Source organism: Curtobacterium oceanosedimentum, assembly GCF_040545555.1.
GTDB lineage: Bacteria > Actinomycetota > Actinomycetes > Actinomycetales > Microbacteriaceae > Curtobacterium.
This window is the reverse complement of sequence record NZ_JBEPMD010000003.1, coordinates 1-21,805: the sequence shown is the minus strand read 5'-3', so window position 1 is coordinate 21,805 and position 21,805 is coordinate 1. Positions and strand designations below refer to the sequence as shown.

The window sequence follows — 21,805 nt, the reverse complement described above, 5'->3', positions numbered from 1 at the left end:
GGACGTGACGACGACGCCCGAGGCCTCCCCCAGCACGACCACAGCCCAGCCGGACAGCCGGACGGGCGTCGACGTGCCGCGCGGACTCGTGATCGACGTCGAGCACTTCGACTCCCCCGACGCGCAGCGGCTCCGTGCCGCGCAGCGACTGGAGATCGACCGGGCCTACGGCGGGGACACCGAACCGGGCGAGAAGCCGACGGCGGACTCGATCGCCGTGTTCTTCCTCGCCCGTGACGAGGACGGCACGCCCCTCGGCTGCGGCGGCCTGCGCCTGGTGCAGGACGGCATCGCCGAGGTGAAGCGGATGTACGTGCGACCGGAGTCCCGCGGGGCCGGGGTGTCGAGCGCGATCCTCCGTCGCCTCGAGGAGGCCGCGATCGACCTGGGTTCCCCGGCGCTCGTGCTCGAGACCGGCGACGAGCAGAAGCGGGCCATCGGGTTCTACGAGCGCGAGGGCTTCCGTCGGATCGCCCAGTTCGGGCCGTACGTCGGCGCGGCGCGATCGATCTGCTACTCGAAGGTGCTCTGAACGATCCACCCCTCACACAGGAAGCCCGCGTCGACGATCGTCGACGCGGGCTTCCTGTGTGATCGGGGTTCGTCAGCCGCGCTCGCCGTCGCGACGGTCGTCGGATGCCGAGCCGGGGCGCTGGTCGGCACCGTCGGGACGCTGGTCGGCGTCATCGTGACGCTGGTCGCGACCGTCGGGACGCTGGTCGGTGCCGCCGACGCGCTCCCCGTACTGCGGGGGCTGGTCCGGCCGGGACTGCGGGACGCGGGGGTCCGACGGCGGCGCGGGCTGCTGCGCCGTCTGCGGGGTCTCGCCGTAGCGGGGACCGTCGTTCGTGCCGTATCGGGGACCGTCGTTCGTCCCGTAGCGCGGGCCGTCGCTCGTGCTGGGCCGCGGACCGTCGGTCGAACCGTTCCGCGGGCCGTCGTTCCGCTGACCGTCGTTCGCGCCGTAGCGGGGACCGTCGTTCGTCCCGTACCGCGGGCCGTTCCCGGGGTGGGACGCACCCGCCTGCGGACCGCCGGCCGACGGGCCGGACTGCTGCGGGCCTCCCGGCCGGGTTTGCTGGTGCGGTGTCGCGTGGCCGCCGTAGGGCGATCCCTGCTGCGGACCCGGACGCCACGGCTCCTGCCCCTGGAAGGGGCGGGCCTGCGAACCGGGCGCTCCCGGCTGCGGTGCGTCGTTCCAGTGGGTGGACGGCGTCGCACCGTGCTGCCCGAGGATTCGCTGCGCCTGGCCCGTGAGCTGCGGGTCGACGACGATCTGGTAGTTCGTGGCGAGCACCTGGTGCACGCTCGTGAAGTCGCGCTGCCGCTTCGTGATCGCGAAGGACACGATGCCGTAGAGCATGCCGAACGCGGCACCGATGATCGCGGCGGCGATGATCAGGCCGCCGGCGGTCGGCGAGAACAGCGTCAGCACGATGCCGAAGAAGATGCCGAGCCACAGGCCGGAGAGCGCGCCCGCGATCGCCGCACGGCCGTACGTCATCTTGCCGGTGACCCGCTCGACGGTCTTCAGGTCGTTGCCGACGATCGCGATCTTCGCGACGGGGAAGTCCGCCTCGGCGAGCTTCGCGACGACACGCTGGGCGTCCGGGTAGCTGTCGTAGGTGCCGAGGACGTCCCCGCGCGGCAGCGTCGGGAAGGCCTGGGCGGTGCGTCCGGCGAACGGGCTCTGGTTGCTCACCCAGCCATCATCCACCGGGCACCTTGCGATCGCACGTACGCCTCCCGGGAACCTCCGGGGCGACGGCGACGGCGACGTCGACAGCAGCGACAGCAGCGACAGCGACGACAACTGCGGGTCGACCCCGTGTGTCGTCTCAGCGTCCGCGGGGTCCGCTCGTCCCCGGCCCGAGCGGCAGCGACTACGCTGGACGGGTGAGCGCCACGAAGGTCTTCGTCGCCCGCCTCGCCGGGTGCTCCGTCTTCGACCCCGCGGGCGACCGCGTCGGTCGCGTCCGGGACGTCCTGGTCGTGTACCGCCGCGTCGACGCCCCGCACGTCGTCGGGCTCATCGTCGAGGTGCCGGGCAAGCGCCGCATCTTCCTGAGCATCGGCCGCGTCACGTCGATCGGCGCCGGTCAGGTCATCACCACCGGCATCGTCAACATGCGCCGCTTCGAGCAGCGCGGTGGCGAGGTCCGCGTCATCGCGGAGATGCTCGGTCGCAAGGTCCTCATCAAGAAGGAGCGCATCCGCGCAACCATCGAGGACGTCGCGATCGAGGACCGCGGACAGGGCGACTGGGAGGTGTCGCAGCTCTTCCTCCGGAAGCCGAAGACGACCCCGTCCCCGTTCGGCAAGGGCCCGACGACGTTCGCCACCTGGAACGAGGTCACCGAGGACGAGCTCCCCGGCGAGGCCCAGTCCGCCGAGCACGTCATCGCCGCGTACTCCGACCTGCTGCCGGCCGACCTGGCCTCGACGCTGCTCGACCTGCCCGAGGAGCGCCGGTTCGAGGTCGCCGAGGAGCTCCCCGACGACCGGCTCGCCGACGTGCTCGAGGAGATGCCCGACCAGGAGCGCATCGAGATCCTCACCCGCCTCGAGGACGCCCGCGCCGCCGACGTGCTCGACCAGATGCAGCCCGACGACGCCGCCGACGTGCTCGCGCAGTTCCCCGACGACCGGAGCGAGGCCCTGCTGCAGCTCATGGAGCCGGAGGAGGCGCAGGACGTCCGCATGCTCCTGGAGTACGAGCCGGACACCGCCGGTGGTCTCATGACGACGGAGCCCGTCATCGTCTCGGCGGACGCGACCGTGGCCGAGGGCCTGGCGCTCATCCGCCGGCACGAGCTCGCTCCGGCACTCGGCGCGAGCGTCTGCGTGGTACTGCCGCCCTACGAGCCGCCGACCGGTCGGTTCCTCGGGCTCGTGCACTTCCAGCGCATGCTCCGCTACCCGCCGAACGAACGCCTCGGCACGCTCATCGACCAGCAGACCGAACCGGTCCGCGTGGACGCCAGTGCCGCCGAGGTCACCCGCGTGATGGCGACCTACAACCTCGTGTCCGTCCCCGTGGTCGACGACGCCCACCGTCTGGTCGGGGTGGTGACGATCGATGATGTCCTCGACCACGTCCTGCCGGACGACTGGCGAAGTCGGGGCGAGGGGGATGCCCCCTCGCGACTCCGCCAACGCCAGCGCAAGACGCCCGTGACGACGGGAAGGAGGACCACCCGTGGCCCGAACGGATGACGCCCGACAGGAGCGACTCGACTCCCCCAAGGGCATGCGCACGCGCGTGCTCCCGACCCGACGCCGTGGTCGCGGCGACACCTTCGGTCGCGCAACCGAGGGCATCGCACGTGCGATGGGCACGCCCTGGTTCCTGGTCGGCCTGACGCTCTTCTGTGCGCTGTGGATGGGCTACAACACCCTCGCACCGAAGCCGTGGCAGTTCGACTCGGCTGCGATCGGCTTCACCGCGCTCACGCTGGTGCTCTCGCTGCAGGCCTCGTACGCAGCGCCGCTCATCCTGCTCGCGCAGAACCGGCAGGACGACCGCGACCGCGTGCAGTTCGAGCAGGACCGCCAGCGTGCCGAGCGGAACCTCGCGGACACCGAGTACCTGGCGCGCGAGGTCGTCGCCCTGCGCCTGGCGATGCGGGACATGGCGTCGAAGGACTTCATCCGCGCCGAGATCCGCTCACTGCTCGAGGAGCTCGACCGCCGCGACCAGGAAGAGGCCGCACTGCGCGCCGACGCCGTCGACGACAGCGAGGGAGCGACGAGCGCGCGTGGCTGACGACTCCCCCGCGGCGACCGACGAACAGCTCGGCGCCGCGGTCCTCGCTGCGCTCGGTCGCGTGATCGACCCCGAGATCCGCCGCCCCGTCACGGAGCTCGACATGATCCGCGGGGTGGACGTGCAGCCGGGAGGCTCGGTGCGCGTCGACCTGCAGCTCACCATCGTCGGGTGCCCGGCCGCCGACACCATCGAGCGCGACGTGCGGTCGGCCGCCGGTTCCGTGGACGGCGTGCAGCACGTCGACGTCGACGTCTCCGTGATGAGCCCGGCGACCCGCACCGCGCTCACCGAGCGACTCCGCGCCGGTCGACCGCGCGGCGTGCAGTTCACCCCGGACTCGCTCACCCGGGTCATCGCCGTGACGAGCGGCAAGGGCGGGGTCGGCAAGTCGACGGTCACGGTGAACCTGGCGGTCGCCCTGGCAGCGGCCGGGCAGCGGGTCGGGATCGTCGACGTGGACGTGCACGGCTTCAGCGTCCCCGGTCTGATGGGACTGACCGACGATCACGGTGTGGCACCCCGCCCGACCCGCGTCGACAGCATGATCCTGCCGCCGGTCGCCCACGAAGTGAAGGTCGTCTCGATCGGCATGTTCGTCGACGACGTCTCCACGGCGGTGTCCTGGCGTGGTCCGATGCTGCACCGCACGGTCGCGCAGTTCCTGACCGACGTGTGGTTCGGCGACCTCGACGTGCTCCTGCTCGACCTGCCGCCCGGTACCGGCGACGTGGCCATCTCGGTCGGGCAGCTGCTCCCCCACGCCGAGGTGCTCGTCGTCACGACGCCCCAGGCCGCGGCGGCCGACGTCGCCGAGCGCAGCGGGGTCGTGGCGCGGCAGACCGGCCAGCGGGTCATCGGCGTCGTGGAGAACATGGCGGGGCTCGTGCAGCCCGACGGCAGCGTCCTGCACCTGTTCGGCGAGGGCGGCGGCGACGAGACCGCCGCACGGCTCTCCCGCGGGCAGGACGTCCCCGTGCCGGTGCTCGGACGCGTGCCGCTCTCGGTGCCGCTCCGGGAGGGCGGGGACACCGGGGTGCCCGTCGTGCTCGGCGCACCGGAGGACCCCGCTGCGGTCGCCCTGCGGGCCGTGGCCGGGTCGATCACCACGATGGGGCGGGGCCTGGCCGGACGGAAGCTCGGGCTCACCCTGTCCTGACCGATCACCTCGCGGGTCGACGCGCCCGCTAGCGTGACTGCATGGACAGCACCGACCACGTCACCGTCGACTGGGACGCCGCCCGCGACACGAACCGGGCGAACTGGGACGACCGGGTCCCCATCCACGAGGGCGCGTACGACGTCGCCGCGCTCGACGACCCGGCGCACCGCTCGGACGTCGTCCGCGACGACCTCCCCGCACTGACGCCGTGGCTGCCCGGCGGGACGCTCGCGGGGCTCGACGTCTGCCACCTGCAGTGCCACATCGGCACCGACACGGTCTCCCTCGCCCGTGAGGGTGCCCGGCTCACCGGGGTCGACTTCTCCGCGCCGGCGCTCGCGTCCGCAGCGGCCCTGGCCGACCGGCTCGGCCTCGACGTCACCTGGGTGGAGACCGACGTGCTCGACGCCCGCGCCGCCGTCACCGGGGACTTCGACGTCGTCTACACGAGCATCGGCACGATCTGCTGGTTGGACGACCTCGACCGCTGGGCCGAACAGGTCGCGGGTCTCCTCCGACCGGGCGGGGTGTTCTTCATCCGCGACGGCCACCCGGCGCTGTACGCCCTGGACGAGGACGCCGCGGAGCTCGTGACGCGGTACCGGTACTTCCCCGACGGCACGGCGCAGCAGTGGGAGGGCACGGGAACCTACGTCGGCGAGGGCACCGTCGCGAACACCCGCACGTACGAGTGGCCGCACCCGCTGTCCGAGGTGGTCAACGCCCTGCTCGGCGCCGGGCTCCGCCTGCGCCGACTCGACGAGGGGCGCACGCTGCCGTGGCGCTTCAGCCCCCGCATGGAGGAGGACGGGCACGGCTCGTGGGTCTGGCCCGCCGCGGACCGCGACCGGATGCCCACGACGTTCACGATCGTCGCGACACGCGACTGATGACGGACGGGAGGCCCGGTGCCAGCTGGCACCGGGCCTCCCGTCCGTCGTGTCGTGGCGGAAGCCGCGTCAGGTCGCCTCGGTGTCGAAGGGGGCCGGCTCGCCCTCGGCGAGCGGCACCACCGGTGCCGTCGCCCGCACCTTCGACGCGGACACCTGCGCGGTCTCCACCGCCGCCATGCTGCCGGCGGTCGCACCCCCGGAGTCGAGCAGGGCGTCGCGGATGATGCGACGGGGGTCGTACTGCCGGGGGTCGAGCTTCTGCCAGTCGACGTCGTCGAACTCGGGGCCCATCTCCTCGCGCATGCGGTCCTTCGCGGTGTCGGCGAAGCGGCGGACCGCCTTGACGAACTCGGCGAGCTTCTGCGCGTACATCGGCAGGCGCTGCGGTCCGAGCAGCAGCACCGCGATGATCCCGATGATCAGGATCTTGTTGAAGTCGATGGACACGGCAACGAGCGTAACCCGTCCCACTGCGCCGCACCCGTAGAGTTGACCTCCGAACGGAGTGTGCGTGTCAGAGAAAGAGTCGAACTGGAAGTTCGCCGAGGACATCGTCTCGGAACCCGAGGTGATCGCCCGAGCGCGAGAGCACTCCCTGGAACTCGGGGTCGAGGCGATCTCCCCCGCGATCGGCGCCCAGATCGCCGTCGTCGCAGCGGCGTCGCGCGCGACGAGCATGATCGAGATCGGGACCGGACTCGGGGTGTCGGGGCTGTACCTGCTGCGCGGTGCGCCGGACGCCACCCTCACGACGATCGACGTCGAGGTCGACCACCAGCAGTACGCCCGTGACGCCTACGTCGCCGCCGGCACCGCTCCGTCGCGCGTCCGGCTGATCCCGGGTCGGGCGAACCAGGTCCTGCCGCGGATGAACGAGGCGTCGTACGACGTCGTGCTCGTCGACGCCGACCCGGAGCACGTCATCGAGTACGTGGAGCACGGACTCCGGCTCGCGCGCGTCGGGGGCACGGTGCTCGTGCCGCACGCGCTCTGGCGGGGTCGGGTCGCGGACCCGGTGCGCCGGGACCGCGCGACCACGGACTTCCGACTGCTGCTCACCGAGGTGTCGACGTCGGGTGCGGTCCGGAGCGCGCTCTCCCCCGCCGGGGACGGGCTGCTGCAGATGACGAAGGTCTCCGCCTGACCTGACCCGCGGTCGGTCCGACCTGACCCGTACGGCCGGTCCGACCGGCTGCGGGACGCACAGGAGGCCCGGAGCGTACACGCTCCGGGCCTCCTGTCGTGGTGCGTCGACGGACTAGGCGGAGACGACCTCTGCCAGTGCGTCGTGGAGTTCCTTGGCCTCGGCGTCGTTGACCGAGACCACCAGGCGGCCTCCACCTTCGAGCGGAACCCGCACGATGATGAGTCGACCCTCCTTGACAGCCTCCATCGGCCCGTCACCGGTCCTCGGCTTCATCGCTGCCATCAGATGTCCCCTTTCGTGCAGAAGATGCTCGCCCATTATCCCGTACCGAGGGGGCAACTGCGAAACCGCCCAGGTTGGGGGTGTCGGAATGCGACGTTCTCGCGGCTCGGAATGGTCACCTTGGCGTATGCCGAACATCCGCTCCATGCTGCGTCCACAGGCCGAACCGGTCGCCGAGGCGGTCCCGACGGGCATGAAGATCGCCGGTGCGTTCTCGTGGCGCTTCCTCGTGACGGTGGCCGCCCTGGCCGTCGTCGTCGCCCTGGTGGTGCTGCTGCAGGACATCGTGGTGCCGTTCCTGGTCGGGCTGCTCGTCTGTGCGCTGCTCGCCCCGTTCTCCGCGTTCCTGCAACGACACCGGTGGCCGAAGTGGCTCGCAGTGCTCGCGGCCTGCATCTCGGTCGTGGTGGTCCTCGGGATCCTGGCGCTCGTCGTCACCGCGCAGATCCGCTACGACCTGCCGACCCTCGAGCGTCGACTCACGAGCAACGTGCAGACCTTCCAGACCCTCCTCGCGACCGAGCCGTTCGGCATCACCTCGGCGCAGGTCACGAAGTACCTGGCGGAGGCGACGAAGTTCCTGCAGACCCACGTCGCGTCCATCCTGTCCGGGGCAGCCGAGGCGGGCAGCGGCCTGGTGCACGCCCTCGAGGGACTCTTCATCGTGGTCTTCACGACGATCTTCGTGCTGATCGACGGTCACCGGATCTGGTCGTGGGTGGTCCGGATCTTCCCGCGTCGCTCCCGCGGCCGCATCGACGCGGCCGGTCAGGCGGGGTGGAAGACCCTCACCAGCTTCATCCGCGTCCAGCTCGTCGTCGCGGTGACCGACGCGCTCGGCATCGTCATCGGAGCACTCGCCCTCGGGCTGCCGCTCGCCGTGCCGATCGGCGTGATCGTGTTCTTCGGCGCGTTCGTCCCGGTGGTCGGGGCGATCGTCGCCGGCATCGTCGCCGTGCTCATCGCGCTGGTCTTCAACGGGCTCGTGCCGGCGCTGGTCATGCTCGGCGTCGTCGTGGTCGTGCAGCAGCTCGAGAGCCACGTGCTGCACCCGTTCCTCACCGGCTCGGCCGTCCGCGTGCACCCGCTCGGCGTCGTGCTCGGCGTCACCGCGGGCACGACGATCGCCGGCGTCGTCGGTGCGTTCTTCGCGGTGCCGTTCATCGCGACCGTGAACGCGATGGTGCACGCCGCAGCCGAGTGGCGTCCCGGCGAGGACCCGTCGGACACGCCTGCCGCGGAGGACTCAGACGACCGCGAGGTCGACCGCGGCGGGGCCGGTCACGGCGCCGCCGATCACGGCGGGGCCGGTCACGGCGCCGCCGATCACGGCGGGGTCGATCACGGCGGGGTCCAGTCGTAGCCGTCGACCCACCAGCACGTGTACAGCCAGACGAACTGCAGGCCGATGCACACGGCGACCAGCAGCACCCGGTACACCCGCGACCTCGGCAGGGCGACGATGCCCAGCAGCGGCGCGATCGGCAGCAGGATGCGCCACGTGCTCGACTGCGGGAAGAACACCGCCAGCAGGTAGACGACGTACGCCACGCCCCACAGGCGGAGCTCCAGGCCGATGCGCCGCACGGCGGGGTGGAACACGAAGACCGCGAACCCGACCACCGCCACGGCGAGCAGCACCCCGCCCGCCGGCTGCCCGAACCACCACCCCGCGCCCTGGATCCACGGCGCGAAGGGGACGAGCTCCTTCCACCCGATGTAGGACGACCGCCAGGCGAGCTCGGTGTCCGTGTAGGCCTTCGGCACCCCCGTCACCGCCCACGCGATCGCGGGCCACGCGAGCCCGACGAGCCCGGAGACCGCCGCGACGGTCAGCGGTGGTACGGCCGTGCGCACGGTCGGCCGCGCCGCCTCGCGCACCCACGACGGTCGGACCGCCCAGGCGGCCAGGAACAGCGCCACGAGGAACGCGAACGCCAGTCCGGTCGGTCGGGTCATGCCGAGCAGCAGCACGACGGGCAGCATCGTCCACCAGCGCCGATCGACCATCAGCAGCAGGGCGACCAGCAACAGGAAGAGCCCCATCGCCTCGGCGTAGGCGACCTGGAACACGGCGGACACCGGCGCGACGCAGAACAGCACCGTGGCGAAGGTCGCCCGGCCGTCGTCGAGGAAGCGCCCCATCAGCCGCCGGAACACCAGCGCGGCACCCCACCCCGCGACCAGGGACACCACGACGGCGACGGCCTCGAACGACGCACCCGTGAGCACCATCAGCCCGCGGACGAGGAACGGGTAGGCGGGCATGAAGGCCCACGCGTTCTCCGTGACGTGACCCGCAGCGTCCACCGGCAGGGTGGAGGGGTACCCGTTCGACGCGATCACGCGGTACCAGGCGCCGTCCCAGATGGCGGCGAAGGACAGGTACGACGGACGTGCGGCGGTGAACGAATTGGCGGTCTGCACACCGGCGAAGGCGAGGAGCATCGCCCCCGTCACGAGCCGCGCGACCACGTAGACGACGGTCACCCGCAGCCACCACGGCACGAGTCGGTAGCGCGCCCGCCAGCGCTCGGAGGTCGAGTGCCCCGCGACGGTGCGCGCGGGGCCGGTCGTCACGCCGTCAGCCACCGACGCAGGCCGTCCTCGACCGCGGTGATCTGGTCGACGGGGACCTGCTCGTCGTCGTGGTGCGCGAAGACCGGCTCACCCGGACCGTAGTTGACGGCGGGCACGCCGAGCGCCGAGAAGCGGGCGACGTCGGTCCATCCGTACTTCGGACGCGGAGCGGGGCCGCCGACCGCGGCCACGAACTGCTGCGCGAGCGGGGCGTCGAGCCCGGGCCGGGCACCGGCGGCGAGGTCGACGATCTGCACGTCGTACCCGTCGAACAGCTCGCGGATGTGCGCGACCGCCTCGTCTGCACTGCGCGACGGCGCGAAGCGGTAGTTCACGTGCACCATGGCCTCGTCCGGGATGACGTTGCCCGCGATGCCACCGGTGATGCCGACGGCGTTCAGGCCCTCGCGGTACTCGAGACCGTCGACCGTGACGGTCCGCGGCTCGTAGGCGGCGAGCGTCGCCAGGATCGGCGCCGTCTTGTGGATCGCGTTGTCGCCGATCCAGCTGCGTGCACTGTGGGAGCGCTTGCCGAAGGTCCGGACCTCGGCTCGGAGGTTGCCGTTGCACCCGCCCTCGATCTGCGCACCTGACGGCTCACCGAGGATCGCGAAGTCGCCGGCGAGCAGCTCGGGACGGGTCCGCGCGAGCCGCCCGAGACCGTTGAGGGAGTCGCTGACCTCCTCGTGGTCGTAGAACACCCACGTGACGTCGACGTTCGGCTCGGCGAGATCGTGCGCGAGCTTGAGCTGCACCGCGCAGCCGGCCTTCATGTCGACCGTCCCGCGGCCCCAGAGGATCTCGGTGCCGTCGTCCGTGGTGCGGAACTCGGTCGGCAGGTTGCCGTTGAGCGGCACCGTGTCGATGTGCCCGGCGATCACGACCCGACGATCGCGGCCGAGCTGCGTCCGCGCGACGACGGCGTCGCCGTCGCGGACCACCTCGAGGTGGGGCAGCGCCGACAGCGCTGCCTCGATCGCGTCGGCGAGGGGTCCTTCGTTCCCGGACACCGACTCGATGTCGCAGATGGCACGCGTGATGTCGATGGACGAGGCGGTGAGGTCGAGCTGCTCCGGCATGCGGTCAGCGTACCGGCCGTGTCCCTCAGCGATCGGTGAGGCGACCGCCTGTGGACGGAGGCCGTCCGTCCACAACACCCGCGCCTCCAGACCGGGCGGACCGGGGACGCGGTCGTTCTCCACAGACCGTCTCCCTGGACGGGTCGTCGCCCGACGCGCTCGCTACCCTGGTGGCGTGACCGACGCGACCGCTGCCACCGACCGAACCACGCACGCCTGGGGCCACGGCCTCGCGACGATCGCCGCCGACGGCACCACCCTCGACACGTGGTACCCGGAGACGCACCTCGGTGCGCGACCGGCCGACGCGGCGTTCCCGCCCGAGCTCGAGGCGCACGTCGGCGACGACCCGCGGCGCGAGATCCGGATCGAGGCGGTCACGACCGAGATCGTCATCGACGACGCACCGGCCAGCACGCCCGATGCCTACCTGCGGCTGCACCTGCTCAGCCACCTGCACGTGCGACCGAACGAGGTCTCGCTCGACGGCGTCTTCGGTCACCTGCCGATCGTCGCGTGGACCAACGCCGGTCCCGTCCACCCCGATGCCCTGACACGCCTGCGTCCCGCGCTGCAGCGCGCGGGCATCGCGGTGCACGCGGTCGACAAGTTCCCCCGCCTGCTCGACTACGTGGTGCCGGACCGCGTGCGCATCGGCGACGCCAACCGCGTGCGGCTCGGCGCGCACCTGGCACCCGGTACGACGGTCATGCACGAGGGCTTCGTGAACTTCAACGCCGGCACGCTCGGTGACGCCATGATCGAGGGCCGAGTGTCCCAGGGCGTGGTCGTGGGCAACGGCACCGACATCGGCGGTGGCGCGTCCATCATGGGCACGCTGTCCGGCGGCGGGACGCACCGGGTGTCGCTCGGTGAACGGGCGCTCCTCGGGGCGAACGCCGGCCTCGGCATCTCGCTCGGTGATGACTCCGTGGTCGAGGCCGGGCTCTACGTGACGGCGGGCACGAAGGTCGTCCTGGTGGGCGCGGCGCCGAGCCCCGACGGCACGCCCCGCACCGTCAAGGCGGCGGAGCTGTCGGGGGTGCCGAACGTGCTGTTCCGGCGCAACTCGCTCTCCGGCGCGGTCGAGGCCCTGCAGCGCCAGGGGCAGGGCATCCAGCTCAACACGGCGCTGCACGCGTAGCGCGGCGCGCCACCGCGCCACCGCGCCACCGCGCCACCGCGAGACGGGCGCACCACGACGAGACACCCCCGGATCCGGCGGTGTCTCGTCGCGTCCGCGCCGTCTCGGCACGGCGACGGCGGCTCTTGTCGGCGTCGGCAAGCCCTGCGTCGGCCCTGACGCTGCGCGAGTGGGCGGGGCGGACAGGGCGAAACCGGGCGTACCTGGCCGAATCGGGCGTACCTGGTCCGCTGGAACGACCAGGTACGCCCGGTTCCGCCTGCCATGTCGAGCGTGATGGGAAGGAACGGGCGGAGCGCCGGACGGGACGCGCGGCACCAGCCCGCACCGCGCCTCCCGTCCGACGCCACTCGCGATCGCTCTCGGGTCACCGAGCGGGCAGGACACGCCGCGCGCACGTTGCCCATCGGGCACGAACCGTCGGCGCGCGGCGCCGAGCGTGACAGAAAAGGCCCGCTCGCGGAACGCGAGCGGGCCTTCCGGCAGCAGGGAGCCCGGTGTCAGCGCGCGGGCAGGTCCCGCTCCGGGTGCCCCACGTAGAGCTGCTGCGGGCGGCCGATCTTGTTCAGCGGGTCGTTGTTCAGCTCACGCCACTGCGCGATCCACCCCGGCAGACGTCCGATGGCGAACAGCACGGTGAACATCCGCGGCGGGAAGCCCATCGCCCGGTAGATGATGCCCGTGTAGAAGTCGACGTTCGGGTAGAGCTTGCGGCTGACGAAGTACTCGTCCTCGAGCGCGATCTGCTCGAGCTCCATCGCGATGTCGAGCAGGTCGTCCTGCACCCCGAGCGACTGCAGGACCTCGTGCGCGGACTCCTTGACGAGCTTCGCGCGCGGGTCGTAGTTCTTGTAGACGCGGTGCCCGAAGCCCATGAGCTTCACCCCGCGCTCCTTGTTCTTCACCCGCTCCACGAAACGCGACACCGGCTCGCCGGAGTCCTTGATCTGCTGGAGCATCTCGAGCACGGCCTCGTTCGCACCACCGTGCAGCGGCCCGTAGAGCGCGTTGATGCCGGCGGAGATCGACGCGAACATGTTCGCCTTCGTCGAGCCCACCAGGCGGACGGTCGACGTCGAGGCGTTCTGCTCGTGGTCCTCGTGCAGGATGAGGAGCCGCTCGAGCGCCTTCGACAGCACCGGGTTCGGCTCGTAGGGCTCGGCCATGGTGCCGAAGTTCAGGCGCAGGAAGTTGTCGACGAACGACAGCTTGTTGTCCGGGTAGAGGAACGCCTGGCCGATGGCCTTCTTGTGCGCGTAGGCGGCGATGACCGGGAGCTTGGCGAGGAGCCGGACGGTCTGCAGCTCGACCTTCTCCGGATCGTCGACGTCCATGTCGTCCTCGTAGTACGTGGACAGGGCGCTCACGGCACTCGACAGCACGGACATCGGGTGGGCCGAGTGCGGCAGTGCGTCGAACAGGCGACGGAGGTCCTCGTGCAGCAGCGTGTGCCGACGGATGCGGGCGTCGAAGCCCTCGAGCTCCTCGGCGGTGGGGAGCTCGCCGTAGATGAGCAGCCAGGCGACCTCGAGGTACGTGCACCCCGACGCGACCTGGTCGATGGGGTACCCGCGGTAGCGCAGGATGCCTTGGTCGCCGTCGATGTAGGTGATGGCGCTCTTCGTCGCGCCGGTGTTGACGAAGCCGTAGTCGAGCGTGTTCAGCCCGGTCTGCTTCTTCAGCGAGGAGATGTCGATGGCGGATGCGCCGTCGACGCTCGGCAGGATCGGGAACTCCGCCGTGCCACCCGGGAAGGTCAGCGTCGCGGTCTCCGTCGACTCCGCGGCGGCGGGGCTCACGGGGACGGGCGTGGTGGGCGGTGTGGCCGTCTTCTGAGCGTCGTTGGCAGTGTCAGTCACGACGACAGCCTAACTGCGCCGACTGTCGGTCGTGCACCACCGGAAGGCGGAGATCTGGTGGATTCCACGGATTGTGCAGGGAGCGCACGGTGGTCTGGTCCCGAGCCGCGGCCGGGAGGCGCGACCCACCTCGGTCAGGAGGCCGCGAGTCTCCTCGTGCTCGCCAGGCGCTGCGCCGCGGCCGCGATCCGGTCGTCGGTCGCGGTGAGCGCCACCCGCACGTGCTCCGCACCCGCGGGCCCGTAGAAGGTCCCGGGAGCGACGAGGATGCCCCGCTCCGCCAGCCAGCCCACGGTGTCGAGTGCCGGCTCGCCCCGGGTGGCCCAGAGGTAGAGGCCGGCCTGGCTGTGGTCGATCCGGAAGCCCGCGCCTTCGAGTGCCCGTCGGAGCATGTTCCGGCGGGCGCGGTAGCGGGCCTTCTGCTGCTGCACGTGCGTGTCGTCGGCGAGGGCGACGATCATCGCGTCCTGCACGGGCAGCGGCGGCATCATGCCGGTGTGCTTCCGCACCGCGAGCACCTCCGCCAGGATCGCTGCGTCCCCGGCGACGAAGGCGGCGCGGTAGCCAGCCAGGTTCGACTGCTTCGACAGCGAGTACACGCTGAGCACACCGTCGACACGGTCCCCCACGACACGGGGGTCGAGGATCGACGGGGTCGGCGCCGCGTCGTACGGCGGCTCCCACCCGAGTTCGGCGTAGCACTCGTCGCCGACGACGACCGCGCCGAGCTCCCGTGCCCGTGCGACCGCGGCGCGCAGCTGTTCGACGGAGAGCACGCCGCCGTCCGGGTTGCCCGGCGAGTTCAACCACACGAGCTTCGTGGTCTCCGGCCAGGCGGCGGGGTCGTCCGAGGCCAGCGCCTCGGCGCGCACGAGTGCGGCGCCGAGCTCGTACGTCGGGTACGCGGCCTCCGGGAACACGACGGTGTCGCCGGGTCCGATGCCGAGCCAGAGCGCGAGCCCGGCGATGAACTCCTTCGAGCCGATCGTCGGGAGCACCTGCTCCGGGGTGAGCGTGACGCGCTGCCGTCGGCCGTACCAGTCGGCGATCGCCTCTCGCAGCGCGGGCGTGCCGGCGACCTGCGGGTAGGCGTGCGCATCGGTCGCACGGGCCAGGGCCCGGCGGACGACCTCGGGGGTCGGGTCGACGGGCGAGCCGACGCTCAGGTCGACGAGGCCGCCCTCGTACGCCGCTGCGCGCTGCTTGAACGGGACGAGCTGGTCCCAGGGGAAGTCGGGGAGGTCGAGCGCCACGGATCGGTCCGGGGTCAGCCGCGCGGCGGCTCGGCCATGACGACCGGGTGGTCCTTGTGGATCACACCGACCTTCGCGGCACCGCCGGGCGAGCCGACCTCCTCGAAGAACTCGACGTTGGCCTTGTAGTAGTCGGCCCACTCGTCCGGGAGGTCGTCCTCGTAGTAGATCGCCTCGACCGGGCAGACCGGCTCGCACGCACCGCAGTCGACGCACTCGTCGGGGTGGATGTACAGCGACCGGTCACCCTCGTAGATGCAGTCGACCGGGCATTCGTCGATGCAGGCGCGGTCCTTGACGTCGACACAGGGCTGGGCGATCACGTAGGTCACGGTGCGGGTGCTCCCTTCGGACTGAGCATGTCGAGTCTACTCGCGGCGCCCGGGAGCCTCGGACCGCGCAGGGTCCGAGGGCGGCGCGGCAGCCGACCCCGGTGAAGCGGGACCGCCCCCGGTCGACGCCGCGGCGGCGCGGGCACGGAGTCCGGACAGGTCGGGCCACGCGAGGGTGAACGCCGCGATCGCCGCCGGTGCGAAGGTCCAGACGTACCCGGCGAGGTTCGCGAGCACGAGCGGTGAGGACTGACCGCCGACGCTCACCAGGACCTGCGTCGCGACGATGATCGCGATGCCGGCCGCTGCGACCATCACCCGCGAGCGGTACAGGAGCCGCAGGCCGACCACCAGCCCGAGCACGATGAGCGTGGTCAGGACCATCCCGACCGGGAGACCCGCGATGCGCTGCTGGTGCGTGACGGTCCCGAGCGCACCGACGAGGAGGCCGGCGACCGCGGCGACGACGACCGCCGTCACCTTGCCCTGGCGGGTGAGCTCGGCGAAGGTCTCGGGTGCGCGGGGCACCGGGTCAGCGTCGTGGCGGAACGCCTCGACCGCGGGGGCCTCCTGCCGGACCCCGTGCGGCATCACCCAGGTCAGGCGCTGCGGGTCGGTCGGGTCCACGGGGTCGACGGTGACCTGCGACCGGTACTGCTCGACGGCGGCACGGACCTTCGCCCGGACGGGGACGACGTCGACGGTCAGGTCGGCCTCGGCGGAGTCGGCGGGGACGATCATCGAGAACGGGACCTCCTCCGCACGGGCGGCGTACCGGGCGGCGTGGTGCACCCGAACGTGGTCCGGGTGCCCGTACCCGCCGTCGTCGGCGTAGCTGACCACCGCGTCGGCCCCCGTGGAGCGGATCGCCGCGCGCACGTCGTCGACGACCTCGCCGAGGTCGGCCGCGGTGAGCGAGTCGACCGGGGCGTCGTCGGCGGCCGTGGCGCGACCGTCCGGTCCCCACTGCATGCCGGAGTCGCTGTACCGCCGCTCGGGCAGGTCGGTGGGACGCGCTCCCCTGCCGCCGAGCCACAGGTGCGCCGGACCCCCGAGGGCGGCCAGTGCGGCGGCGATCTCGGTCTCGCGGTGCGCGGCGACTCGGGGTCCGTCGCCGAAGAGCGGTGCGAGGGCCTCGGTGAGCATCTCGCCGCGTTCGCCCCGGGTCGCGGTGAGGACGGTCACCTCGGCACCGAGCTCCAGCAGGGTGGCGATGGTGCCGCCCGACGACAGGGTCTCGTCGTCGGGGTGGGCGTGCACGAACAGGACGCGCTCGGGACGCGGTGCGGGAGCCTTGGACATCGCGTCCCAGGGTACTTCGCTAGCGGGGCGTGACGATGTACGTCGCGGTCACGCCGTCCTTGGACTCGGACACCGTCAGCACCACGCGGTGCGTGTCACTGCGGAACAACCCGAACGCGCTCGACGCGTCGGCGCGCTTCGCGGACTCGGTGTACCCGGCGGCCGCGAGCTGCTCGGTGGCCGCCTGGAAGTCGTCGACCGCGGCCACGCGGACCTGCACCACCCACCCGGAGCCGTTCGGTCCAGCCCCACCACCGAGCACGGTGCCGTCGACGAGCGGGACGTCCGCGGTCGGGAACCCGTCCGGCACCTTGCCGTCGCTCGTGACCCCGGTGCCCGACAGCGCCGCGTCGAGCGCACCGTCGATGCCGCCCGCCACCGACGCCATGCCGTCCTGGATCGCCTTGCCGTCGATCCCCTGCACCGTCTCGCTGACGTTCGAGGCGACCGACGACCCGAGGTCGGTGGCCTGCCGCACCGCGTCGGCGGAGCAGCCGGTCAGGCCCGCCAGGGCGATGCCCGCGGTGACGGCGGCGATGAGGGTCCGGGTCGTGCGCATGCGGACACCCTAGGTGGACTGCCGGGAGGCGCGGCGTGCGTTCCCTGGGAAACCTCCCTCCCGCCTCCTTCCCGCGGAACGCAACGATGGCGACTGCTCGCAGCGTCGTGCCGCTGCGTACTGCCGCCGAGGTTGCGTTTCGCGGAGGGGGGTCAGGCGAGGTAGGTGCGAGCGGCGGCCGTCAGGGCGTCGACACCGACCGGGATCGCCGTCTCGGCCTGCGGCGCGTAGAACGGCGAGTGGTTGCTCGGGATCTCCTCGCCGCGACGGAACAGCTCCTGGTCGGTGATGCCGGTGAACCAGTACACGAGGGGCACCCCCGCCGCGGTGGCGAGCTGCCCGACGTCTTCCGACGCCATCGCGAGCCCGATCTCGAGGTCGCGGGCGTCCGGCACGACACCACGGAGCGCCTCGAGCACCCGCTTCGCCGCATCCGCGTCGTTCACGGTGACCTCGGCGCCGGGGGCGCGTTCGATCGTCGGGGCGGACAGCCCCCCGGCGTCGCTCTCGGCCCGCACGATGCGCTCGATCGAGGCGATGATGCGCTCGCGGGTCTCCTCGTTGCGGGCACGCGTCGAGATCTCGATCACGGCCTGGTCCGGGATGATGTTCGGTCGGGTCCCCGCGTGGAAGCTGCCGACGGTGACGACGCCGGCGTCGGAGGGCGAGACCTCGCGCGAGACCACGGTCTGCAGTCGCACGACGGCGCTCGCGGCGGTGACGATCGGGTCGAGCGAGGCCTGCGGCGCCGACCCGTGCGCACCGCGGCCGTTGAACGTGACCGTCAGGCGGTCGCTGGACGCCATCACGGGACCGCTGCCGACCGCCACGACGCCGACCGGTGCGGGCGCCGAGTGCTGCCCGAGGACCACGTCCGGCTTCGGGAAGCGCTCGACCAGGCCGTCCTCGATCATCGCGCGGGCACCCGAGATGACCTCTTCGGCCGGCTGGAACACGGCGACGACCGTGCCGTGCCAGGCGTCGCGGGTGTCGACGAGGCGCTCGAGGGTGCCGAGCAGCCACGTGACGTGGATGTCGTGCCCGCAGGCGTGCATGGTCGGCACCTCGACGCCCTCGTCGTCGCGGCCGGTGTGCGCGCTCGCGTAGGGCAGGCCGGTGCGCTCCTGCACGGGCAGGCCGTCCATGTCGGCGCGGAGCCACACGACCGGGCCGTCGCCGTTCGACAGGACGCCCACGACACCCGTGCCGCCGACGCCCGACGTGACCTCGATCCCCCCGATCTCGGCGAGCCGGTCGGCGATGACACCGGCGGTGCGGTGCTCCTGGAAGCCGAGCTCCGGGTGGGCGTGCAGGTCCTGGTACAGGGAGAGGAGGTCGAGGGTCACCCGTCCACCGTAACCCCGGAGCCGGCGAGCGCAGACGCCGACGGCCCGGCCACCTCGTGCGGTGACCGGGCCGTCGGACGGAGGCAGTGCCTCCAGGCCGTCGCAGGGCGACGTGCCGTCGCAGTGCTGTTACGCGTCCTGGCGCTTCAGGCGGGCGTACGCACGCTGGCGTGCCTGCGCGTCGAGCTCGACCTTGCGGATGCGGACGTGGTCGGGGGTGACCTCGACGCACTCGTCCTCGCGCGCGAACTCCAGGCACTCCTCGAGGGAGAGCTGGCGCGACGGCGTCATCGACTCGAAGGAGTCGGCGTTCGCCGAACGCATGTTCGTGAGCTTCTTCTCCTTCGTGATGTTGACGTCCATGTCGTCGGCGCGCGAGTTCTCGCCGATGACCATGCCCTCGTAGACCTCCTCCGTCGGGTTGACGAAGAACGTCATGCGCTCCTGCAGGTTCGTGATGGCGAACGGCGTGACGACACCGGCGCGGTCGGAGACGATCGAGCCGTTGATGCGGGTCTGGATCGGGCCGGCCCACTCGTCGTAGCCGTGCGAGATCGCGTTCGCGATGCCCGTGCCGCGGGTCTCCGTGAGGAACGACGTGCGGAAGCCGATCAGGCCGCGCGACGGCACGATGAACTCCATGCGGATCCAGCCGGTGCCGTGGTTCGTCATGTTCTCCATGCGACCCTTGCGCGCGGCCATGAGCTGCGTGATCGCGCCGAGGTGCTCCTCCGGCGTGTCGATCGTCATGTGCTCGTAGGGCTCGAGGAGCTTGCCGTTCTCGTCACGCTTGGTGACGACCTGCGGCTTGCCGACCGTGAGCTCGAAGCCCTCGCGACGCATCTGCTCGACCAGGATGGCGAGCGCCAGCTCACCACGGCCCTGGACCTCCCAGGTGTCCGGGCGGCCGATGTCCTGCACCTTGAGCGAGACGTTGCCGATGAGCTCGCGGTCCAGGCGGTCCTTGACCATGCGGGCCGTGAGCTTGTGGCCCTTCACCTTGCCGACGAGCGGCGAGGTGTTGGTGCCGATCGTCATCGAGATCGCCGGGTCGTCGACCGTGATGGTCGGCAGCGGACGGACGTCCTCGGGGTCGGACAGCGTCTCGCCGATGGTGATCGTGTCGAAGCCGGCGACGGCGACGATGTCACCGGGGCCCGCGGACTCGGCCGGGAAGCGGTCGAGCGCCTTCGTGATGAGCAGCTCGGTGATGCGGGCGTTCGCGACGGTGCCGTCGTGCTTGACCCACGCGACCGTCTGCCCCTTCTTCATCGTGCCGTGGAAGATGCGGAGCAGCGCGAGGCGGCCGAGGAACGGCGAGGCGTCGAGGTTCGTGACGTGCGCCTGCAGCGGGTGCTCGTCGTCGTACGTCGGGGCCGGGACGTGCTGCAGGATCGCCTCGAACAGCGGCTCGAGGTCCTCGTTGTCGGGCAGCGAGCCGTCCTCGGGCTTGTTGCGCGACGCGGCACCGGCACGACCGGACGCGTAGACGACGGGCACGTCGAGGATCGCGTCGAGGTCGAGGTCGTCGACCTCGTCCGACAGGTCGGAGGCCAGGCCGAGCAGCAGGTCCTGCGACTCGGAGACGACCTCGTCGATGCGGGAGTCCGGGCGGTCCGTCTTGTTGACGAGCAGGATCACCGGGAGCTTCGCGGCGAGCGCCTTGCGGAGCACGAAGCGGGTCTGGGGCAGCGGACCCTCGGACGCGTCGACGAGCAGCACGACACCGTCGACCATGGAGAGGCCGCGCTCGACCTCACCACCGAAGTCGGCGTGGCCGGGGGTGTCGATCACGTTGATCGTGATGCGACCGCCCGGGTTGAACTCCTCGGCGTGCTTCCCGTTGTAGAGCACCGAGGTGTTCTTCGCGAGGATGGTGATGCCCTTCTCGCGCTCGAGGTCGTTCGAGTCCATCATCCGGTCTTCGCCCTCGAAGTGGGCGTCGAACGAGTTGGTCTGCGTGAGCATCGCGTCGACGAGGGTGGTCTTGCCGTGGTCGACGTGTGCCACGATGGCGACGTTGCGCAGGTCGGACCGGGTGGCGAGCGCCATACAGGACATCCTTCGGTGTTCAGGAGAAGATCGGGCGGCCGGTCGTCTTGGACACATGGCACCCGCGGGCAGAACGCCCGACACGCCAGTCTACCGGTAGTTCGCAACCCTGAGGAGTACAGCCCGTGAGCAGACGACGAACGTGGATCGAGATCACGATCGTCCTCATGCTCTCGCTGGGCGGCAGCGCGCTGTACTCGGTGCTGCAGATCATCGACGACATGTCCCAGACGACCCCGCTCGGGCAGCAGTCCACCGCGCTCAACACGTCGACGACGACCGTGCAGTACGTCGACCTCGCGCGGCAGCTCGTCGGCATCGCGGTCGACCTCGCCCCGGTGGCGCTGGTCTGCTACCTGCTCTGGAGTGCTCGCCGCCCGCACCTGCACCGCCTCGGGATCGACCGGTTCCGCGTCCGGCCGGACCTCGGCGGCGCTGCGCTCATCGCGCTCGGCATCGGCATCCCCGGCCTCGCGCTGTACTTCACGGGACGAGCGCTCGGCTTCACGGTGGACGTCGACCCCGCGGCGCTGAACACCTACTGGTGGACGATCCCCGTCCTGCTGCTCTCGGCGGTCCGGTCCGGCCTGCAGGAGGAGGTGATCGTCATCGGGTACCTGTACGAGCGGCTCGGCGGCATCGGCTGGGGGCGGTGGCAGGTCATCCTGTCGACCGCGGTGCTGCGCGGGAGCTACCACCTGTACCAGGGGTTCGGGGCCTTCGTGGGGAACGCGGTGATGGGCATCGTGTTCGGCTGGATCTACACGAAGTGGGGGCGGCTCCTGCCCCTCGTCATCACGCACTGCCTGCTCGACGCCGTCGTCTTCGTGGGCTACCCGTTCGTGGCGCAGGCGTTCCCGCAGCTGTTCCGGTAGCGGTTCCGTCGCCGAGGCGACCGGGCGAGGGGCGGGGGGGGGGGGGGGGGCCCCCCCCCCCCCCCCCCCCCCCCCCGGGGGGGGGGGGCCCCCCCCCCCCCCCCCCCCCCCCCCGGCCCCCCCCCCCCCCCCCCGGCGGCCCCCCCAACAAAACAAAAACCACGCCCGCCCCCA

General features: G+C 71.6%; 21 protein-coding genes. 9 read left to right on the top strand and 12 right to left on the bottom strand.

Going from position 1 to position 21,805, the window contains the following annotated elements; all coding sequences use genetic code 11:
- Positions 1–4: 4 nt before the first annotated feature.
- A complete protein-coding gene (locus ABIC52_RS03900; RefSeq protein WP_308222913.1) occupies positions 5–532 on the top strand; it encodes a GNAT family N-acetyltransferase in 528 nt (175 codons plus the stop codon).
- Between the two features lie 72 nt (positions 533–604).
- Here ABIC52_RS03900 and ABIC52_RS03895 read toward each other — a convergent pair whose 3' ends face one another.
- Entirely contained in the window at positions 605–1,702 is a 1,098-nt protein-coding gene (locus ABIC52_RS03895) for a general stress protein (RefSeq protein WP_354026672.1), read from the bottom strand.
- A gap of 194 nt (positions 1,703–1,896) precedes the next feature.
- Here ABIC52_RS03895 and ABIC52_RS03890 point away from each other — a divergent pair, with 194 nt between their 5' ends.
- The 4 genes from ABIC52_RS03890 to ABIC52_RS03875 are packed head-to-tail and all read left to right on the top strand — an operon-like array spanning position 1,897 to position 5,818.
- A complete protein-coding gene (locus ABIC52_RS03890) occupies positions 1,897–3,216 on the top strand; it encodes a magnesium transporter MgtE N-terminal domain-containing protein (protein ID WP_126891525.1) in 1,320 nt (439 codons plus the stop codon).
- The gene (locus ABIC52_RS03885; RefSeq protein ID WP_174234724.1) at positions 3,200–3,766 is read left to right on the top strand and encodes a DUF1003 domain-containing protein; all 567 of its coding nucleotides are present in this window, start codon (positions 3,200–3,202) and stop codon (positions 3,764–3,766) included. Before ABIC52_RS03890 ends, ABIC52_RS03885 begins: the two co-directional genes overlap by 17 nt.
- Positions 3,759–4,925 (top strand): P-loop NTPase, encoded by a 1,167-nt coding sequence (locus tag ABIC52_RS03880; protein ID WP_354026671.1) that lies wholly within the window; start codon positions 3,759–3,761, stop codon positions 4,923–4,925. The genes ABIC52_RS03885 and ABIC52_RS03880 overlap by 8 nt, the downstream gene beginning before the upstream one ends.
- 41 nt (positions 4,926–4,966) lie before the next feature.
- Positions 4,967–5,818 (top strand): class I SAM-dependent methyltransferase, encoded by an 852-nt coding sequence (locus tag ABIC52_RS03875; RefSeq protein WP_209677703.1) that lies wholly within the window; start codon positions 4,967–4,969, stop codon positions 5,816–5,818.
- 69 nt (positions 5,819–5,887) lie between these two features.
- Here the strand turns inward: ABIC52_RS03875 and ABIC52_RS03870 are convergent, their stop codons facing one another.
- Positions 5,888–6,268, bottom strand: a complete 381-nt coding sequence (locus ABIC52_RS03870; protein ID WP_238638167.1) for a twin-arginine translocase TatA/TatE family subunit — start codon at positions 6,266–6,268, stop codon at positions 5,888–5,890.
- Positions 6,269–6,332: 64 nt separating this feature from the next.
- On the opposite strand from ABIC52_RS03870, the gene ABIC52_RS03865 reads away from it, so the two are divergent.
- Positions 6,333–6,965, top strand: coding sequence for an O-methyltransferase (locus tag ABIC52_RS03865; RefSeq protein ID WP_126891521.1), 633 nt, complete (start codon positions 6,333–6,335; stop codon positions 6,963–6,965).
- Between the two features lie 114 nt (positions 6,966–7,079).
- On the opposite strand, the gene ABIC52_RS03860 is transcribed toward ABIC52_RS03865, so the two are convergent.
- Positions 7,080–7,250, bottom strand: a complete 171-nt coding sequence (locus ABIC52_RS03860) for a DUF3117 domain-containing protein (RefSeq protein WP_017887054.1) — start codon at positions 7,248–7,250, stop codon at positions 7,080–7,082.
- A 145-nt stretch (positions 7,251–7,395) separates the two neighbouring features.
- Between ABIC52_RS03860 and ABIC52_RS03855 the strand changes: the two genes are divergently transcribed.
- The gene (locus ABIC52_RS03855) at positions 7,396–8,613 is read left to right on the top strand and encodes an AI-2E family transporter (RefSeq protein ID WP_354026670.1); all 1,218 of its coding nucleotides are present in this window, start codon (positions 7,396–7,398) and stop codon (positions 8,611–8,613) included.
- On the opposite strand, the gene ABIC52_RS03850 is transcribed toward ABIC52_RS03855, so the two are convergent.
- Together ABIC52_RS03850 and dapE are read right to left on the bottom strand one after the other, a co-directional pair.
- Positions 8,592–9,830, bottom strand: coding sequence for a putative hexosyltransferase (locus tag ABIC52_RS03850; protein ID WP_354026669.1), 1,239 nt, complete (start codon positions 9,828–9,830; stop codon positions 8,592–8,594). The genes ABIC52_RS03855 and ABIC52_RS03850 overlap by 22 nt on opposite strands.
- Entirely contained in the window at positions 9,827–10,909 is a 1,083-nt protein-coding gene (gene dapE / locus ABIC52_RS03845; protein ID WP_209677698.1) for a succinyl-diaminopimelate desuccinylase, read from the bottom strand. Before dapE ends, ABIC52_RS03850 begins: the two co-directional genes overlap by 4 nt.
- A gap of 175 nt (positions 10,910–11,084) precedes the next feature.
- Between dapE and dapD the strand changes: the two genes are divergently transcribed.
- The gene (gene dapD / locus ABIC52_RS03840) at positions 11,085–12,053 is read left to right on the top strand and encodes a 2,3,4,5-tetrahydropyridine-2,6-dicarboxylate N-succinyltransferase (protein WP_354026668.1); all 969 of its coding nucleotides are present in this window, start codon (positions 11,085–11,087) and stop codon (positions 12,051–12,053) included.
- Positions 12,054–12,553: 500 nt separating this feature from the next.
- On the opposite strand, the gene ABIC52_RS03835 is transcribed toward dapD, so the two are convergent.
- The 7 genes from ABIC52_RS03835 to typA all read right to left on the bottom strand — a co-directional run bounded on the left by ABIC52_RS03835 (position 12,554) and on the right by typA (position 20,756).
- Positions 12,554–13,852 carry a citrate synthase gene (locus ABIC52_RS03835; RefSeq protein ID WP_111226486.1) on the bottom strand — a complete coding sequence of 433 codons (1,299 nt, stop codon included), beginning with the start codon at positions 13,850–13,852 and terminating at the stop codon, positions 12,554–12,556.
- A 194-nt stretch (positions 13,853–14,046) separates the two neighbouring features.
- Complete coding sequence (dapC, locus tag ABIC52_RS03830; protein ID WP_354026667.1) at positions 14,047–15,165, bottom strand: succinyldiaminopimelate transaminase; 1,119 nt, start codon at positions 15,163–15,165, stop codon at positions 14,047–14,049.
- A gap of 14 nt (positions 15,166–15,179) precedes the next feature.
- Positions 15,180–15,497 carry a ferredoxin gene (gene fdxA / locus ABIC52_RS03825; protein WP_058728223.1) on the bottom strand — a complete coding sequence of 106 codons (318 nt, stop codon included), beginning with the start codon at positions 15,495–15,497 and terminating at the stop codon, positions 15,180–15,182.
- Between the two features lie 36 nt (positions 15,498–15,533).
- Entirely contained in the window at positions 15,534–16,799 is a 1,266-nt protein-coding gene (locus tag ABIC52_RS03820) for a PIG-L family deacetylase (RefSeq protein ID WP_209823224.1), read from the bottom strand.
- Positions 16,800–16,818: 19 nt separating this feature from the next.
- Positions 16,819–17,358 carry a hypothetical protein gene (locus ABIC52_RS03815; protein WP_126891514.1) on the bottom strand — a complete coding sequence of 180 codons (540 nt, stop codon included), beginning with the start codon at positions 17,356–17,358 and terminating at the stop codon, positions 16,819–16,821.
- A gap of 152 nt (positions 17,359–17,510) precedes the next feature.
- Positions 17,511–18,704, bottom strand: coding sequence for an amidohydrolase (locus ABIC52_RS03810; RefSeq protein WP_354026666.1), 1,194 nt, complete (start codon positions 18,702–18,704; stop codon positions 17,511–17,513).
- Positions 18,705–18,833: 129 nt separating this feature from the next.
- Positions 18,834–20,756 carry a translational GTPase TypA gene (gene typA / locus ABIC52_RS03805; RefSeq protein ID WP_126891512.1) on the bottom strand — a complete coding sequence of 641 codons (1,923 nt, stop codon included), beginning with the start codon at positions 20,754–20,756 and terminating at the stop codon, positions 18,834–18,836.
- Between the two features lie 125 nt (positions 20,757–20,881).
- On the opposite strand from typA, the gene ABIC52_RS03800 reads away from it, so the two are divergent.
- Positions 20,882–21,631: a CPBP family intramembrane glutamic endopeptidase gene (locus ABIC52_RS03800; protein WP_354026665.1), complete on the top strand. Its 750-nt coding sequence runs from the start codon at positions 20,882–20,884 to the stop codon at positions 21,629–21,631.
- The last annotated feature ends 174 nt before the right edge of the window (positions 21,632–21,805 follow it).

Excerpts from the sequence above, each read along its gene's own strand:
- ABIC52_RS03875 (WP_209677703.1), top strand. The coding sequence starts at position 4,967 with ATGGACAGCACCGACCACGTCACCGTCGACTGGGACGCCGCCCGCGAC.
- ABIC52_RS03860 (WP_017887054.1), bottom strand. The coding sequence starts at position 7,250 with ATGGCAGCGATGAAGCCGAGGACCGGTGACGGGCCGATGGAGGCTGTC.
- ABIC52_RS03855 (WP_354026670.1), top strand. The coding sequence starts at position 7,396 with ATGCTGCGTCCACAGGCCGAACCGGTCGCCGAGGCGGTCCCGACGGGC.
- dapE (WP_209677698.1), bottom strand. The coding sequence starts at position 10,909 with ATGCCGGAGCAGCTCGACCTCACCGCCTCGTCCATCGACATCACGCGT.
- ABIC52_RS03820 (WP_209823224.1), bottom strand. The coding sequence starts at position 16,799 with ATGTCCAAGGCTCCCGCACCGCGTCCCGAGCGCGTCCTGTTCGTGCAC.
- ABIC52_RS03815 (WP_126891514.1), bottom strand. The coding sequence starts at position 17,358 with ATGCGCACGACCCGGACCCTCATCGCCGCCGTCACCGCGGGCATCGCC.
- typA (WP_126891512.1), bottom strand. The coding sequence starts at position 20,756 with ATGGCGCTCGCCACCCGGTCCGACCTGCGCAACGTCGCCATCGTGGCA.